Raw genomic sequence first — 15,948 nt, 5'->3', positions numbered from 1 at the left:
GCCGGCCGCGACACCGGCCTGCGCTGCTGGGCCTTCACCGGACCCGCCCCCAACCCCCTCGCCGACCTCTGCGACGACGTCCTCGCGGTGCCGTCGCCGGACAGCCAGGTCGTCCAGGAACTGCACCTGGTCTCCAGCCACGTGCTCTGCGAGCACGTGGACCGGGCGCTGCCACTGGTGCGGGACCTGCCGCGGGTGCCCGCGCCGCGCGGGCGTACCGAGCGGTTCCTCGACAGCCGTGCCCTGGCCGCCGCCGGCCTCCCGAGCGGCCACGGCGCGAACGGCCACAGCGGGAACGGGCACGGCGCGAACGGGCACGGCGTGAACGGGCACGGTCCCCACGGGCGGGTCAACGGGCACGACGGTGCCGGCCGGACGGACGGAGCGGACCGGTGAGCGGGCCGCTGGTGATCGTCGGAGACGCGCTCCTGGACCGCGACGTCGCCGGCACGGTCAGCCGGGTCTGCCCGGACGCGCCGGTGCCGGTGCTGGACGAGCGGACGGCCACCGACCGGCCCGGTGGCGCGGGTCTCGCCGCGCTGCTCGCCGCCGCGCAGGGCACCGAGGTCGCCCTGGTGACCGCGCTCGCCGACGACCCGGCGGGGGCCCGCGTCGCCGAACTGCTCACGGCCGCCGGGGTGCGCGTCTATCCGCTGCGGATGCCGGGCGCCACGCCCGAGAAGGTCCGGCTGCGGGCGGGCGGCCAGACGCTGCTGCGGCTGGACCGGGGCGGCGAGCCGCAGGCACCGGCCGAACCGCCGGATGCGGCGCTGGAGGCGATCGCGTCCGCCGGGGGCGTCCTCGCCAGCGACTACGGGCGCGGCGTGCTGCGGCAGCCCGCGCTGCGGTCCGCCCTGGCGGCGGCGTCCGCCCCGGTGGTGTGGGACCCGCATCCCAAGGGGCCGGCGGCGGTGCCGGGGGCCCGGCTGGTCACACCCAACCTGGCCGAGCTGCGCCAGCTCACCGGTGACGCCGGTGGCGGTTCGGCGCTGTCCACCGCCACCCGTGCGGGGCACGAACTGCGCCGGCGATGGCGCGTCGGTGCGGTCGCGGTGACGACCGGCGCGGCCGGGGCGGTGCTCTGCCACTCCGGCAACACACCGCTGGTCGTACCGCCGCCGTCGCCGGTGGCGAAGGTCGAGGACACCTGCGGCGCCGGGGACCGGTTCGCCGCGGCGGCTGCCGCCGCGCTCGCCGGTGGGGCGCTGGTCTCGGAGGCGGTCGGCGAGGCGGTCACCGTGGCGTCGGCGTACGTGGCGGCGGGTGGCGCCGCCGGCCTGCACCGGGAACCGGAGCGGGCCACCCGGGCCGAGCCGGGCCCGGCCGAGCAGTTGGTGGCACGGGTACGCGCCGACGGCGGCACGGTCGTCGCGACCGGCGGCTGCTTCGACATCCTGCACGCCGGGCACGTCGCCACCCTCCAGGCCGCCCGCCGGCTCGGCGACGCGCTGGTGGTCTGCCTCAACTCCGACCGCAGCGTCCGCGGGCTGAAGGGCCCGGAGCGGCCGCTCAACACCGAGGCCGACCGGGCAGCGCTGCTGTCCGCGCTGGACTGCGTGGACGCGGTGGTGGTCTTCGACGAGCCCACACCGCACGCCGTGCTGTCGCGGCTGCGCCCGGACGTCTGGGTGAAGGGCGGCGACTACGCCGGTGACGGCGCGCCCGAGCTGCCGGAGGCCGAGCTGGTCCGCGGCTGGGGCGGCCGGGTCGTCACGGTGCCCTACCTGGCCGGCCGGTCCACCACGGCCACCATCACCGCCGCGCGGCAGCGCGGCGACCGACTCATCAAGGGAGCAGCATGAGCGAGCGAATCATCAAGCTCAGCGCAGCGGAGCCTGCTGGCGCCGACTGCCGGGAGGCGCGGGCATGAGCAGGGATCTGAACGGATCGGCGGTCCTGGTGACCGGCGGGTCGAGCGGGCTCGGCGCGGCTGTCGTGACCGCGGTGACGAAGGCGGGTGGGCGGCCGTACGTGCTGGACCGGCAGCCCCCGGCGGACGGGGTGCCGTGGGTGGAGTGCGACCTGGCCGACACGCGAGCCGCCGAGGCGGCCACCCGGCGGATGGTGGAGCAGGCCGGCGGGCTGACCGGCCTGGTCACCGCCGCCGGCATGGACGTGCCGGGCCGGCTGGCCGACGTGCCGGGCGAGACCTGGGACCGGATCGTCGCGATCAACCTGCTCGGCACGGCGGCGGTGGTCCGGGCCGCGCTGCCCGCGCTGGAGGCCGCGCACGGCACGGTGGTGACCGTGGCGTCGACGCTGGGGGTCAAGGCGGTCAGCGACGCCACCGCGTACTGCGCGGCGAAGTTCGGGGTGGTCGGGTTCACCCGCGCCCTCGCCGCCGAACTCGCCGGCACGGTCGGGGTCACCCTGCTCATCCCCGGCGGCATGCGCACCGCGTTCTTCGACGACCGCGACGACCGCTACAAGCCCGGCCCCGACGCCATCCTCAACGACCCCGCCGACACCGCCGCCGCCGTCCTGTTCGCCCTGTCCCAACCCGCCGGCTGCGCCGTCCGCGAACTCGTGGTCTGCGCCGAACAGGAAACCTCCTACCCGTGATCCTCGTCCTGCGGGCCCTCGGCGTCGGCGACCTCGCCACCGCCGTCCCGGCGCTTCGCGCCCTGCGCACCACCTACCCCGACCAGGAACTCACCCTGGCCGCCCCGGCCTGGCTGGCCCCGCTGGTGGAGCTGATCGGGGGCGTCGACCGGCTGGTCGACGCCCCCGGCCTCGGCCGGCTGCCCTGGACCGGCCCCGCCCCCGACCTCGCGGTCAACCTGCACGGGCGCGGCCCTCAGTCGCACCGCATGCTCACCGCCACCCGGCCCGGCCGGCTGCTCGCCTTCGCCAACACCGACGCCGCCCACCACGACGGCCCGCCATGGCGACCCGACGAGCACGAGGTCGACCGCTGGTGCCGGCTGCTGGCCTGGTACGGCATCCCGGCCGACCGCACCGACCTGGCCCTGCGCCGACCGCCGATCGGTGCGCTGCCCGCCGGGGTGACGATCGTCCATCCGGGAGCGAAGGCGCCGCACCGGCGCTGGCCCCCGGAGCGGTTCGCCGCCGTGGCCCGGCACCTCACCAGCACCGGCCACCGCGTCGTCGTCACCGGCAACCGCGCCGAGCACCGCCTCGCCCAGCAGATCGCCCACCTCGCCGGGCTCCCGGACCGGGCGATCCTCGCCGGCCGCACCGACCTGCACGACCTCGCCACCCTCGTCGCCCACGCCCGACTCCTCGTCAGCGGCGACACCGGCATCGCCCACCTCGCCACCGCCTACCGCACCCCCTCGGTCCTCCTCTTCGGCCCCGTCTCCCCCGCCCGGTGGGGACCACCACCCGACCGGACCTGCCACGAAGTGCTCTGGCGCGGCACGTACGACGGCGGGCGGGCGGGCGGCGTACCGCATCCGGCGCTGGCGGCGCTCGACGTGCCGGACGTGCTCGCGGCGGTGGAGCGGGTCGAACGCCGCGTGCCCGCGCCGGCCCGGCCACCGGAGCGCGTACCGGTCGGGTGACGGGGGTCACCCGCTGGTTACCCGGCGGTAGGCAGGGGCCGTAGATTGAGGCCGTGAGCGCGGAGTACCAGCAGGAGTTCGTCGACGTCGACGGGGCCCGCCTCGGGCTCCAGGTCTACCCGGAGCCGGACGGCGGCGGCGACGCCCTGGTGCTGATCTCCCCCGCCATGGGCGTCCCCGCGCGTTACTACCGGCCGTTCGCCACGGCGCTGCGCGCCGCCGGGCTGGCCGTCGCGGTCGCCGACCTGCGCGGCACCGGCACGAGCACGCCACGACCGAGCCGCGCCTGCCGCTACGGGTACGCCGAACTGGCCGCCGATGTCGGCGCCGTGCTGGCGGCGCTGAAGGAACGCCGGGACGGCCGGCGGAGCATCCTGCTCGGGCACTCCCTCGGCGGTCAGGCGGCCCTGCTGCACCTCGCGCTGCACGAGGGGCACGACGTCGACGGGCTGGCGCTGGTCGCCGTGGGCCTGCCGTGGTGGCGCCGCTACCCGGGCCCGCGGGGGTACGGCGTCCTGCCGTACACGCAGGGGATCGCCGCCACCGCCCGGTTGCTCGGCGTGTGGCCCGGCTGGGGGTTCGGCGGCCGGCAGGCGCGTGGCGTGATCCGCGACTGGGCGTACACCGCCCGGACCGGCCGCTTCCCGCACCTGGACGGGGTGGACGCCGAGGCGGCCGTCCGCGAGATCCGTACGCCGGTGCTGGCCGTCAGCGTCGACGACGACCAGTACACGCCGCACGAGACGCTCGATCACCTCTGCGGCAAGCTCGTCGCGGCGAACGTCGTGCGCAAGCACTACACGGCGGCGCAGGCCGGGACCCGGATGGACCACTTCACCTGGGTACGCGCGGCGGCCCCGCTGGCGGACCGGGTGGCCCGGTTCGCCGCCGACCTGCCGCCACGCTGACGGCCCCTGCCGCCGGGGGCGGCCGTTGGCACACCTTCCCGTCCGGCGAACCACCCGGCTGCGGCCTTCCCGACTCGCGCCGGGCCGCTCGGGATGCCGGGCGCCCCTTCCGGTCCCACACCGAATCCGCGGCGTCGCGAGGTATCGGCGGATGACGGACGGGATTAGCGGCTCGGGCGGCGGGTAAGCCGCACCGCCCGACACGGTGGAAGGGGATCAGATGTCCGAACGGCACACCACGCTGCGCTCGATGCACGACCTGGGCCTGGCGGCCTGGTTCGGGGGCTCCCTCATGGGAGCGCTCGGCGTCAACGGCGGCGCGTCTCAGATCAGCGACTCGACCCAGCGACTGCCGGTGGCGTCGGCCGGGTGGGCCAAGTGGACGCCGGTGAACGCGGCGGCGATCGGCGCCCATCTCGCCGGCGCGGTCGGCGAACTGGTGACGGAGAGCCCGCGGATGGCGGCCCAGTCCGGGGTGGCTCGGACCAGCACGCTCAAGACGGCCCTCACCGTCAGCGCGCTGGCGGTGACCGGGTACAGCCGGCTGCTGGGCATGAGGTTGGAGAAGGCCGGCAACCCGCCGGTGGACGGCACGACCGAGCCGAACCACTCCACCCCGTCGAACGTGGCGTCCTGCCAGCGGCAGATGAAGGTCCTCCAGTGGGCGGTCCCGGCGCTGACCGGGGCGCTGATCGTGGTCACCGCGTACATGGGTGAGCAGCAGAAGCCCGGTCAGGTACTGCGGGGCATGCTCGGGCGGGCCGGCGCGCTGGGCTCGCCGAAGAACATGGGCAAGCTGGCGATGATGGGTGCGGCCGGGCGCAAGATGGCCATGACGGGAGCGGCCCGGCGCGGGATGGCGATGTCCGGCCGCTGAGGCGGCGCCCGGCGTAGTCCCGCCGCATCTCGACGGCGGGACACGCCCGGCCAGCCCCGCAGGCATGACGACGGCCGGGGCGGGCAATCGGCCGGCGGTACCGGCCGGACGAGAGCAGCGAGGTGGGCGACGATGACCGGGAACAGCGGACGCGGCGACGGACGGCAGCCGGAGGCGACCACCCCGTGGGTCACCCGGGACGGCGTCGACTCGGACCCGCCGTGGGGGGCGGGCGAGGACGACCCGATGGACGAGGGCAGCGAGGAGACCGCGGTACCGGAGGGGCGGCGCGGCGACCGTCGTGCCGGTGAGCCGGCCGGGCCGGCCGGCCGGGCGGGCCGGCACGGCTTCGGGCCGGTGGAACCGACGCGTACGCCGACGGCCGGCCCCGGCGCGCCCCCGGACCCGGCGCCCTCGCGCCGGTCGTTCCCGGACGACGCCGACATCGACCAGCGCTCCGAGGACGCTCTGCGCACGCGGGGCCGCCGCTCCTGAACGCTCGCGCCGGCGGTGGCACCCGGCGGCGCGCGGGAAAACCGGTCAACCGGAGCGGGCCGGCTCGGGTGAGGGGACCGGCTCGACGCCGAGCAGGTCGGCGAGGCGGGCGGCGTCGCGCTGCGCCTGGTCACCGCAGCAGTTGTTGAACAGCACGTGCAGCTCGGCGCTCTGCCCGGCCAGCTCGACGAGCAGGTCCGCCCAGTGGCGCAGCTCCTGCTCGCCGTACGCGTAGCGGAACTTCTCCTGCTTGTCGCCGGACTCCCAGGCGGTGCTGTGCCCGTGGAAGCGGACCACCCCGAGGTCGGCCGTGGCGACCGGGATCGGCGGCACCGACGAGGGGTGGCCCTGCGGCATGTCGACGGTGACGTGCGCGAGGTCGTGCTCACGCAGGAACGCGAGGGTGTCGAGCGCGGTGGCGCCGTCGAACCAGGAGCCGTGCCGGAGCTCCACTGCGACCGGCCACGGCCGGCACCGCCCGGCCAGCTCGACGATCCGGCGCCGGGCGGCGTCGCCCCGGGCGAGCCAGGGCGGGAACTGCAACAGCACGGCTCCGAGCCGCCCGGCCGCCGCGAGCGGGTCCAGCGCCGCCCGGAACCGGGCCCACAGCTCGTCGTACGCCTCGGGCGCCAGATCCCGCCGGCGGACGTGGGTCGGGCCGCCCGCCGGGCGCAGGTCCGCCGGGAGCGCGTCGACCGGCGTCGGGTGCCCGGTGAACAGGCGGAACGCCTTGACGTCGAAGGTGAAGCCGTCCGGTGTCGCCGCTGCCCAGCCGTGGGTCGTCTCCGGTGCCGGCACCGCGTAGTACGACGTGTCCACCTCCACGAGGGGGAAGCGACCGGCGTAGTGGGCCAACCGGGCGGCGGGGGTGGTGGCGGACCGCGGATACCAGCCGGACCGCAGCAGCAGTTGGTCCGTCCAGGACGCCGTGCCCACCTTGATGACACCCATGTAATTAGTGGAGCGCGGATCGGACGAACCGGCAACCGCAGGGCGAAAACCGGCACCCTGGCGACGGATCCTGTCGGTGGTCGCACCTATCGTCAGCCGTGTTCCCACCATCGGCGAAGGGTGACCGCCATGACCACTTCCGCACCGTCCATCACGGGTGAACGCGCCGACCTGCTGGCGAGCCTGCGCCGCCACCGCGGCTTCCTCCGGCAGACCGTGGAGGGGCTCAGCGACGAGCAGGCCGCTGGCTGCAGCACGGTGAGCGAGCTGTGCCTCGGCGGCCTCATCAAGCACGTGGCGACCACGGAGGCCAGCTGGCTGCGCTTCGCGGTCGGCGGCGCCGACGCGATGGCCAGCGAACCGGTGGACTGGGTCGGCCAGTTCCGGATGACCGGGGGCGACACGCTCGCCGGCCTCCTCGACGCCTACGCCGAGGTGGCCGCCCGGACGGACGAACTGGTCACCACGCTCGACCTGGACGCGTCCCACCCGCTGCCCTCGGCTCCGTGGTTCGAGCCCGGCGTGAGCTGGAGCGTCCGCCGGGTCCTGCTGCACGTCATCGCGGAGACCGCCCAGCACGCGGGGCACGCCGACATCCTCCGCGAGTCGATCGACGGCGCCAAGACGATGGGCTGAGTCGCGCCGCCGGGTCACCCTTCCGGCCCCGCCACACCCGCGTGTCCGCCGTTGTCCCACGTCACACTCCATCGGTGTGACGCCCAGTCGATCGCTGGCGCTGAGGGACACGAGATGAATGCGCACCGGTTTGACTCCGCAACCGTCGAGCGGCTGCTCGACGGCACCGCCGTCGACCCCCCGGACGGGCGGCACCCCCTCGTACCGCTCCTGTCGGCGGTCCGTGCTGCGCCGGAGCCCGGTGAGCTGGCCGGGGAGGCCGCGGCGGTGCGGGCGTACCACCTGGCGCTCCTCGGCGCCCCGGTGACCGTGCCGAAGTGCCGGCGGCGCTTCCCGCTCGCCGGCTTCGGTGTGCGGGCGGCCCTGGTCGGGCTGCTGGTGGCGGGCACCGGCGGGGTGGCGCTGGCCGCCGCCGGGGGCGCCCTGCCGAACCCGCTGCGGCCGTCCGCGCCGCCGGCGACGTCGGCCCCGGCCTCGCCCGGCTCCCCCACCACCGGCGCCGAGCCCCGGCCCGCTCTCCCCACCGGCGGGACGGACCGGCCCGATCCCGCTGCCTCGATGGTGAGCCTGTGCCGGGTGTACCGGGCCGACCCCGGCGACAACCCCGGCCGCACCCTGGACAACCCGGTCTTCCGCGACCTCATCGGCACCGCGGGCGGGCGGGACAAGGTGCCCGGCTACTGCGACCGGGTGCTGGCCGGGAAGCCCGGCAACGGTCCGGAGGCGACCCCGACCGACGGACGCGGCAACCAGCCGACCGTCCGGCCCACCGGCCGGGCGACGCAGCCACCCACCGCGGCGCCCGGGCAGCCCACGGCACCGGGCGACCCGGCACCCGGCGACGGGCACCGGACGTCGGCACCGGCCACCGGCCCGAAGTGAGGCGGCGCCGGGCGTCCTCGACCGGCGATCGCGGTGCGGGCGACTGGTAGCTTGCCCCGATGAGTCTGCGGCGTCGACGCGCGGCGGTGGCCCTCCGCCTGGCGATGGTGTTCAGCGTGCTCGCGGGGATCGTGCTCACCGCCCTCGGCCCGGCGACGGTCACCGGCCTGCTGCCGTACTTCACCATCCAGAGCAACGTCGCCGTCGGGCTCTTCGCCGGGTACGCGGCCTGGCGGGCCCACCAGGACCGGCCGGAGCCGCGGCCGGCGCTCAAGGGCGCGGTGACGCTCTACATCACCATCACCGGCGTGGTCTACCACCTGGTGCTGGCCAACCCGGCCAGCCCGTTCGCGATGTCCCAGCCGGACCGGGCGTTCGGCGAGGCGCTGGGCAACCAGTTCCTGCACACGGTCGTGCCGCTGCTCGCCCTGGCGGACTGGGCGCTGTTCGACCGGCGGGGCCGCCTGCGCCCGCGGTACGCGGTGTGGTGGCTGGCGTTCCCGCTCGGCTACCTGGGATTCGCGCTGGTCCGCGGTCTGCTCGTCGAGCGGTACCCGTACCCGTTCATCGACGCCCGGGAGCTGGGCTACGACGGTGTCGGAGTCAGCGCGACCTTCTTCGCCTTCGCGTTCTGGCTGCTCGGGCTCGTGTTCGTCGGTGTGGACCGGGGGCTGGCCCGGTGGCGGCCGCCGGCCGCGGCGGTCTGGCCGACAGCTCCCGGGCCGCCGCCGGCCGGGACGGCGGGCCCGATGTCCGGGTCAACGCAGGCGGGGCCTGTACCCGGGCAGCGCGGCGGTGCGGTCCCGGCCGTAGGCGTCGGCGTGACCCCACCGGCCGGGGACGTCCAACAGCTCGATCCGCCCGAAGCCCTCCGGTAGCGCCGGGTTCACCAACAGGTTCTCGCCGCACGGGACCAGGCCGAGGACGGTGGCGAGCAGCATCAGCAACCCGCCGGAGGACCACGCCTGTGGGCGGCCGGCGGTCGGCAGCTGGACGGGGTACTTCGTCAGGGTGTGCGGGTAGCCGGCGATGACCTCGGGCACCGCCCCGCCGACGGTCTCGGCCATGTCGAACATCCCCTGCGCGATCCGCGCCGCCGCCCGGTCGCACCCGTACCGGCGCAGACCGGCGGCGATCAGGGCGTTGTCCCACGGCCACACCGCGCCCAGGTGCGAACCGACCGGGTTGTAGACGGGCTGGCCGGCCGCGAGGGTGCGCACGCCCCAGCCGGAGAAGAGGTCCGGGCCGACCAGGTGGTCGGCGAGCGTACCGGCTCGGTCCTCGGGGACGATCCCGCTCCACAGCAGGTGACCGACGTTGGAGGTGAGCGCGTCGGCCGGCTCGCCGTCGGGGCCGAGAGCCAGCGCGTAGTAGCCCCGCTCGGGCAGCCAGAAGTCCTCGTTGAACCGCCGCTTCAGCTGCGCCGCCTCCCGCTCCAGGCGGTCCGCGTACGCCGGCTCGCCCCAGAACTCGCGGGCGAGGCGGGCGCCGCGCACCTTCGCGTCGTACGCGTAGCCCTGCACCTCGCAGGTCGCGCGCGGATAGCCGGGTTGCCGCCCGTTCCGGTCGGTGATCGCCTCCGGCGAGTCCTTCCAGCACTGGTTGAGCGAACCCTGACGGTCGTTGCGGCGCTGGTAGCGGACGTACCCGTCGCCGGTCGACGCGCCGTACTCGTCGATCCAGTCCAGCGCCATCCGCGCCGGGTGGCGCAGCTCCCGCACCAGCGCGACGTCGCCGGACCAGCGCTCGTACTCGTCGAGCAGCACCACGAACAGCGGCGTGGTGTCGGCGGCGCCGTAGTAGAGGGTGGTCGGCTGGTCGCCGAACGCGGCGGCCTCCCCGTAGCGCAGCTGGGCGAGGATCTTGCCGGGTTCCTCCTCGTGGACGTCGTCCAGCCGGCCACCCTGGAGCAGGGCCAGCAGGCGCAGCGCCACCGGCGTCAACTCCGGCGCGAACGGCAGCGTCTGCAGGCAGGTCACCAGGACGTCGCGCCCGTACAGCGACATCGCCCACGGCAGCCCGCCGACCGTGACCAGCCGGGTGGACGACAGCGGCTCGTAGCGGAGGGCGGCGAGGTCGGTCAGGCACCGCTCGTACGCCGCCGCCAGCGCGTCGTTCTCGGCCACGAGCGTGGGTGCCCGGGCGAGCCAGGCACGCAGGTCGTCGCGCATGTCCCGGCGGACGTGGAGGTGGTGGGTCTGCAGGTCGGCGCGCATGTCGTGGCCACCTTCGCCGCGCACGGTCATGCAGACGTGCAGGTCGGTCTCCCACTGCCCGCGCGGCGCCACCCGGATCCGGAAGGTCATCCCCCGCTCGTCGACCTCGACGGGCGCGGTGCTGGTCACGATCACCTCGCGGTCGAACCGTTCCCGGCGGTACCGGAGCCGCAACTGCCGGTGCGCCGGTTCCGGGGTGACCTCGACCCGCCGCTCGCGCGGCCGGCGGACCTCGGCGACGTCGGAGAAGTCGCTGCCCATCTCCATCCGGACCGTCAGGTCAGCCGGGTCGGCGGAGTGGTTGAGCACGATGATCTTCTCGTTGAAGCTGTCGTCGAGGGACCGGTGCCGGATCACCGAGATGTCGGCGTCGACGTAGTGGCTGGCGGTGCCGGGGACGAGGAAGAACCGGGTCTCGAAGTACGTCATGTCGTCCCGGGACAGGGCGTGCAACCGCTCCCCGTCGACGCGGAGCACCCAGTGCGCGAGGAACCGGGTGTCGAAGGAGAACAGGCCGACCGGCGCGCGGGGATCGACCTCCATGTCCCCCTGCGCGTCGCTGATCGCGAAGGCGTTGCCCGCCATCACGTGCACCCGCTCCTGCCTCACGGGCGCCTCCGCGTACCGGCCGCCATCGCACGGGGGTGGCGGGCGCCGGGCGGGCCGGGGAAGAGCCGGCGGAGCATCATGAACAGCCGGATGTCGCCCCGCACGGTCAGGTCGTTTCGACCGAGCGCGGCGGCGGGGTGCAGCGTCCCGGCGGCGATCCGGTCGAACACCGCGCGGTCGGCGCGCACGACCAGGTCGGCCTCGTCGGCGCTGCGGGTCACCGCGACCCGCTGGTCGGCGATGGTCAGGTACCAGTGTTCCGTCCGCCTGTCCCCGCGGACGTCGAGGCGTACCGTGCCGGCGGTGGTCTCGGGCAGGTCGGGGTGGAGGTCCTCCCCCAGCCGCCGCAGCAGGTCCGCCGCGGACGTCGTCATCTCCTCCCCCTTCCTTCCCTGGCAGGCTGACACCACCCGGGGTGAGGCCGGTTCACCCGAAGCGGGTGAACCGGGGGCGTTCGCGGTCACCGCGTACCGGACGATGGCCGACGGCACGCTCGAGGGCCGTGCCGCCGTCGCGCCCGCAGCGGGTCGTCGCACGCGGCCCGGGATCGCGCGGAGCGGGCCCTACGATGATCACGTGGTCGCCGCGCTGGAGCTCTACCTGGACACCGACGCCACCCGGCGGATCCGGGTGCTCTGGGACGCGCTCGAGGCCGAGGGCGTGCAGAGCATGCGCTCGCTGCTGGAGCAGCGGCACCGCCCCCACGTCTCGCTCGCGGTGGCGCCGCGCCTGGACCCGGAGCAGGTGGCCGAGGCCCTCACCGGGTGCGTGGTGGCGGAGCCGCTGCGACTGGAGTTCCAGTACGCCGGGCAGTTCGTGGGCCGGGTGCTCTGGCTGGGCGTCACACCGACCGCCGAACTGCTGGCGCACCACCGGCGGGTGCACGACCGGCTGGCCGACGCCGGGGTCGCGCTGGCCGAGCACTACCGCCCGGGTCGCTGGGTGCCGCACTGCACCCTGTCCATGCGGGTGCCGAACATCCTGATGGCCGCCGCCGTCCGCCGTTGTCTGGAGATGCTCCCGCTCACCGCGACGGTCGTGGCCGCGGGCGTGGCCGACCACGCGCGCGGCATCACCCACCCGCTGCCCTGACCGTTTCGTCCATAAAGGACGACATCACCTTTCGCCCAGTCAGCTAGAACTTTCGCTGGTTCCATCGAAAGATATCGAAGTCCGGTCTAATGTCTCAGCTCATCACCCCGGTTTCCAGGGCCACATCGTCGGCGTCGATCACCCCCCTGGCTCCGGGTCGGCGGTCGCCGTCTCCCCCACCACCTTTCCGCGCGGTCGGCCGCCGCCTCACCCCTACTGCGTCTCAGGAGGAACGATGGGCACCTGGCTGCTGCGCCGATTCCGCAGCCCCGTCCTGGCGTCGGCCGCGCTCGTCCTCGCCGCCACCGGCCTGTCGGCCGCGCCGGCGGCGGGGGCACCACCCGCCCAGGAGCCGGGCGTCACCCTGCGCGTGTACGACGTGCAGGTACCGCTCGACGAACTCTGCACCCTCAAGCCCGGTCAGACTCCGAACATCGACAAGCTGATGCCGACGATCAACTGGACGTCCAGCGCCGACTTCGGCTTCGAGGACCGCTTCGTGACGCAGGTGCTCGGCAACCTGACGGTCACCCAGGCCGGCTCCTACGCGTTCCGGCTCAGCAGCGACGACGGCTCGAAGCTGACCATCGGCAGCACGGTCGTCGTCGACCACGACGGCCTGCACGGCCCGACGCCGAAGGAGGGGACGGTCACCCTCGCGGCCGGGCTGCATCCGTTGCGCCTCGACCACTTCGAGCGCGACGGCGGCCAGCAGATCACGCTCGAGTGGCGGACCCCCGGATCGTCGAGCTTCACACTCGTGCCCAACTCGGCGCTGAGCACCGACGCCGACGTCGTCCGGGTGACGTCGCCGGGCCGCAAGGAGTGCGAGGGAATCTTCGACTCCCCCGGCGACGGTCTGCCGCTGACCGGTGTCCATCCCGGCTACAGCCTCACCAACCTGCGGCCGAGCGGCTTCCAACCCAAGGTCACCGGCATGGACTGGCTCGCCGACGGCCGACTGGTCATCGCCACCTGGGGCGGCAACGACCAGTCCGGCACCTCCCAGGACGGCGAGGTGTACATCCTGGACAACACCGGTGGATCCACCGGACCCGGAAGCGTCACCACCAAGAAGATCGCCGACAACCTCAAGGAGCCGATGGGCCTGAAGGTGGTCGACGGTGTCGTCCACGTGTCGGAGAAGCAGCGGCTGACCCGGCTGGTGGACACCAACGGCGACGAGGTCGCCGACCAGTACCAGACCGTGGCCACCTGGCCGTACGGCGGGAACTTCCACGAGTTCGCGTTCGGCCTGCTCTACCAGGCGCCGTACTTCTACCTGAACCTCTCCGTGTCGATCAACTACGGCGGCGCCACCACCGACCCCCAGCCGGCCCCCAACCGGGGCACCACCGTCAAGGTGCACAAGGACACCGGCGCCGTCTCGTACGTCGCCGGCGGCCTGCGGACGCCGCACGGCATCGGCTGGGGGCCGGAGAACGGCATCTTCGTCACCGACAACCAGGGCGGCTGGCTGCCCTCGTCGAAACTGCTGCACGTCAAGCAGGACCGGTTCTTCAACCACTACCTGAACCCGGCCGGCCCGTTCGACACCAGGCCGGTCACCCCACCGGTGCTGTGGATGCCGCAGAACGAGATCGCCAACTCCCCCAGCGCCCCGGTGCTGCTGCCCAGCGGCACCTTCGCCGGCCAACTGCTGATCGGTGACGTCACGTACGGCGGGCTCCAGCGCGCGTACCTGGAGAAGGTCAACGGCGAGTACCAGGGCGCGCTGTTCCGGATGACCCAGGGTCTGGAGGCCGGCGTGTCGGAGGTGCACCTCGGGCCGGACGGCGCCATCTACGTCGGCGGGCTCGGCGCCGGTGGCAACTGGGGTCAGACCGGCAAGCTGACGTACGGTCTGCAGAAACTCACCCCGAACGGCACCAGCACCTTCGACATCCTCGCCATGCGCGCCACGACGGGCGGCTTCGAGCTGGAGTACACGCAGCCGCTGTCCACCGAGACCGCGACCGACCTCGCGGCGCGTTACCGGGTCAAGCAGTGGCGGTACCAGCCCACCGCCGCCTACGGCGGCCCGAAGATCGGCGAGGAGACGTTGACGGTCTCGTCGGCCACCCTGTCGGCCGACCGCCGGAAGGTCACGCTGACCATCCCGGGCCGCAAGGCCGGACACGTCGTGTACGTCCGCTCACCCCGCCCGTTCACCTCGTCCACCGGCCAGTCGCTGTGGAGCACCGAGGCGTGGTACACCCTGAACGCCATCCCCGGCAGCACCCCGCCGCCCACCGGCGGCACCAACCTGGCGCTCAACCGGCCGGCCACGGCGGACAGTTCCTGCGCGGCGACCGAGGGCCCGGAGAAGGCGGTCAACGGCAGCGTCTCCGGCGGCAACGGTGACAAGTGGTGCTCGAAGGGCGGCACCCGGTTCCTCCAGGTCGACCTCGGCGCCGGCCGTGACGTGAGCCGGTTCGTCGTGAAGCACGCCGGCGCGGGTGGCGAGAACACCGCCTGGAACACGAGGGACTTCACGATCGCCACCAGCACCGACGGGACGACCTGGACCACCCGGGCGACCGTCACGGGCAACACCGCGAGCACCACGACACACGACGTGGCGGCGGTGTCGGCCCGCTACGTCCGGCTGAACGTCACCGCGCCGACCAGCACCACGGACCCCGCCGCGCGCGTCTACGAGTTCGAGGCGTACGGCCCGGCCGGCGGCGGCTCCGGAACGATCACCGGCGTCGGCGGCAAGTGTCTGGACGTCAGCAACTCCGGCACCGCCGACGGCACCAAGATCCAGCTCTGGACGTGCAACGGCACCAACGCCCAGAAGTGGACCCGCGTCGGGGACACCTTCCAGGCACTCGGCAAGTGCCTGGCCGTCGACAACGGCGCCACCGCCGACGGCACCAAGGTGCAGTTGTGGACCTGCAACGGCACCGGCTCCCAGAAGTGGCAGCCGCAGGCGAACGGCTCGATCCTCAACCCGCCGTCCGGCAAGGTGCTCGACGCCGCGGGCGGCGCCACCGCCGACGGCACCCAGATCCTGATCTGGACGTACGTGGGCGGCGCCAACCAGCACTGGGTCGTCAACGGCGGAGGCGGACGGATCCAACTCTTCGACGGTGATGACCTGGACGCCTGGCAGGCCACCGGCGGCGGCGCCGCCACCTGGCCGCTCGCCAACGGCTCGGCGGAGGTGCTGGGCGGCGACATCCGGACCAGGCAGACCTTCGGCGACTTCACGCTGCACGTGGAGTGGTGGCAGCCCACGTACCCGTCGACGGTCACCGGGCAGGCGCGCGGCAACAGCGGCGTCTACCTCCAGGACCGGTACGAAATCCAGGTGCTCGACTCGTACGGCGACACGTCGCTGGACGACACCGAGGCCGGCTCGATCTACGACCGGAAGGCGCCCGACAGCAACGCGGCCACCGCACCGGAGACCTGGCAGACGTACGACATCACCTTCCGGGCGGCGCGCTTCGACGGGTCTGGGAACAAGACCGCCAACGCCCGCGTGACGGTCCGCTGGAACGGTGTCCTGGTCCACGACGACGTGGAGATCACCGGCCCGACCGGCGGCGGCGCCGCGGAGACCGCGGCCGGCGGCCCGATCCGGCTCCAGGACCACGGCGACCCCGGGGCCAACGTCCGCTACCGCAACATCTGGCTCGAACCGTTACCCTGACCCACCCCGTTACCTTTTTGATCGTCCCCAGCCGGGGACTCCTCGGTCGCCCGGCCCGGTATGACTTACTGCCCCTGTCGTACGGATGATCCGGGGG

General features: G+C 74.2%; 14 protein-coding genes and 1 pseudogene. 12 read left to right on the top strand and 3 right to left on the bottom strand.

What is annotated here, in order from left to right:
- The 7 genes and pseudogenes from ACTMS0_RS26210 to ACTMS0_RS26180 form a co-directional block, all read left to right on the top strand.
- Nucleotides 1-396 (top strand): annotated as a pseudogene (locus ACTMS0_RS26210) (hypothetical protein); the annotation flags it as partial.
- Nucleotides 393-1,802, top strand: a complete 1,410-nt coding sequence (locus ACTMS0_RS26205) for a PfkB family carbohydrate kinase (protein WP_441157928.1) — start codon at nt 393-395, stop codon at nt 1,800-1,802. The pseudogene ACTMS0_RS26210 and the gene ACTMS0_RS26205, both read left to right, overlap by 4 nt.
- Before the next feature lie 64 nt (nt 1,803-1,866).
- Nucleotides 1,867-2,562: an SDR family oxidoreductase gene (locus ACTMS0_RS26200; RefSeq protein ID WP_441157927.1), complete on the top strand. Its 696-nt coding sequence runs from the start codon at nt 1,867-1,869 to the stop codon at nt 2,560-2,562.
- Nucleotides 2,559-3,524, top strand: a complete 966-nt coding sequence (locus tag ACTMS0_RS26195) for a glycosyltransferase family 9 protein (RefSeq protein WP_441157926.1) — start codon at nt 2,559-2,561, stop codon at nt 3,522-3,524. The genes ACTMS0_RS26200 and ACTMS0_RS26195 overlap by 4 nt, the downstream gene beginning before the upstream one ends.
- Nucleotides 3,525-3,577: 53 nt before the next feature.
- Complete coding sequence (locus ACTMS0_RS26190) at nt 3,578-4,432, top strand: alpha/beta hydrolase family protein (RefSeq protein WP_441157925.1); 855 nt, start codon at nt 3,578-3,580, stop codon at nt 4,430-4,432.
- A 220-nt stretch (nt 4,433-4,652) separates the two neighbouring features.
- Nucleotides 4,653-5,309: a hypothetical protein gene (locus ACTMS0_RS26185; RefSeq protein ID WP_441157924.1), complete on the top strand. Its 657-nt coding sequence runs from the start codon at nt 4,653-4,655 to the stop codon at nt 5,307-5,309.
- Between the two features lie 132 nt (nt 5,310-5,441).
- Entirely contained in the window at nt 5,442-5,804 is a 363-nt protein-coding gene (locus ACTMS0_RS26180) for a hypothetical protein (protein WP_441157923.1), read from the top strand.
- 45 nt (nt 5,805-5,849) lie between these two features.
- Here the strand turns inward: ACTMS0_RS26180 and ACTMS0_RS26175 are convergent, their stop codons facing one another.
- Nucleotides 5,850-6,755, bottom strand: coding sequence for a DUF72 domain-containing protein (locus ACTMS0_RS26175; protein ID WP_441157922.1), 906 nt, complete (start codon nt 6,753-6,755; stop codon nt 5,850-5,852).
- 129 nt (nt 6,756-6,884) lie between these two features.
- Here ACTMS0_RS26175 and ACTMS0_RS26170 point away from each other — a divergent pair, with 129 nt between their 5' ends.
- From ACTMS0_RS26170 to ACTMS0_RS26160, 3 genes are all read left to right on the top strand, one after another.
- Nucleotides 6,885-7,391 (top strand): DinB family protein, encoded by a 507-nt coding sequence (locus ACTMS0_RS26170; protein WP_441157921.1) that lies wholly within the window; start codon nt 6,885-6,887, stop codon nt 7,389-7,391.
- Between the two features lie 114 nt (nt 7,392-7,505).
- Nucleotides 7,506-8,273, top strand: coding sequence for a hypothetical protein (locus ACTMS0_RS26165; protein ID WP_441157920.1), 768 nt, complete (start codon nt 7,506-7,508; stop codon nt 8,271-8,273).
- A 59-nt stretch (nt 8,274-8,332) separates the two neighbouring features.
- Nucleotides 8,333-9,151 carry a Pr6Pr family membrane protein gene (locus tag ACTMS0_RS26160; RefSeq protein ID WP_441157919.1) on the top strand — a complete coding sequence of 273 codons (819 nt, stop codon included), beginning with the start codon at nt 8,333-8,335 and terminating at the stop codon, nt 9,149-9,151.
- Here the strand turns inward: ACTMS0_RS26160 and ACTMS0_RS26155 are convergent.
- Both ACTMS0_RS26155 and ACTMS0_RS26150 read right to left on the bottom strand, forming a co-directional pair.
- Nucleotides 9,032-11,098, bottom strand: coding sequence for an amylo-alpha-1,6-glucosidase (locus ACTMS0_RS26155; protein WP_441157918.1), 2,067 nt, complete (start codon nt 11,096-11,098; stop codon nt 9,032-9,034). The two genes, ACTMS0_RS26160 and ACTMS0_RS26155, sit on opposite strands and share 120 nt — an antisense overlap.
- Nucleotides 11,095-11,472, bottom strand: coding sequence for an SCP2 sterol-binding domain-containing protein (locus ACTMS0_RS26150; RefSeq protein WP_441157917.1), 378 nt, complete (start codon nt 11,470-11,472; stop codon nt 11,095-11,097). The genes ACTMS0_RS26155 and ACTMS0_RS26150 overlap by 4 nt, the downstream gene beginning before the upstream one ends.
- Nucleotides 11,473-11,674: 202 nt before the next feature.
- Between ACTMS0_RS26150 and ACTMS0_RS26145 the strand changes: the two genes are divergently transcribed.
- Together ACTMS0_RS26145 and ACTMS0_RS26140 are read left to right on the top strand one after the other, a co-directional pair.
- Nucleotides 11,675-12,190, top strand: coding sequence for a 2'-5' RNA ligase family protein (locus ACTMS0_RS26145; protein WP_441157916.1), 516 nt, complete (start codon nt 11,675-11,677; stop codon nt 12,188-12,190).
- A gap of 235 nt (nt 12,191-12,425) precedes the next feature.
- Nucleotides 12,426-15,851: a family 16 glycoside hydrolase gene (locus ACTMS0_RS26140; protein WP_441157915.1), complete on the top strand. Its 3,426-nt coding sequence runs from the start codon at nt 12,426-12,428 to the stop codon at nt 15,849-15,851.
- The last annotated feature ends 97 nt before the right edge of the window (nt 15,852-15,948 follow it).

The sequence above is a fragment of the Micromonospora sp. H33 genome, assembly GCF_052068455.1.
Taxonomy (GTDB): Bacteria; Actinomycetota; Actinomycetes; order Mycobacteriales; family Micromonosporaceae; genus Micromonospora.
Note: the sequence above shows the minus strand (reverse complement) of the source record. Positions and strands in the feature narration are given on the sequence as shown.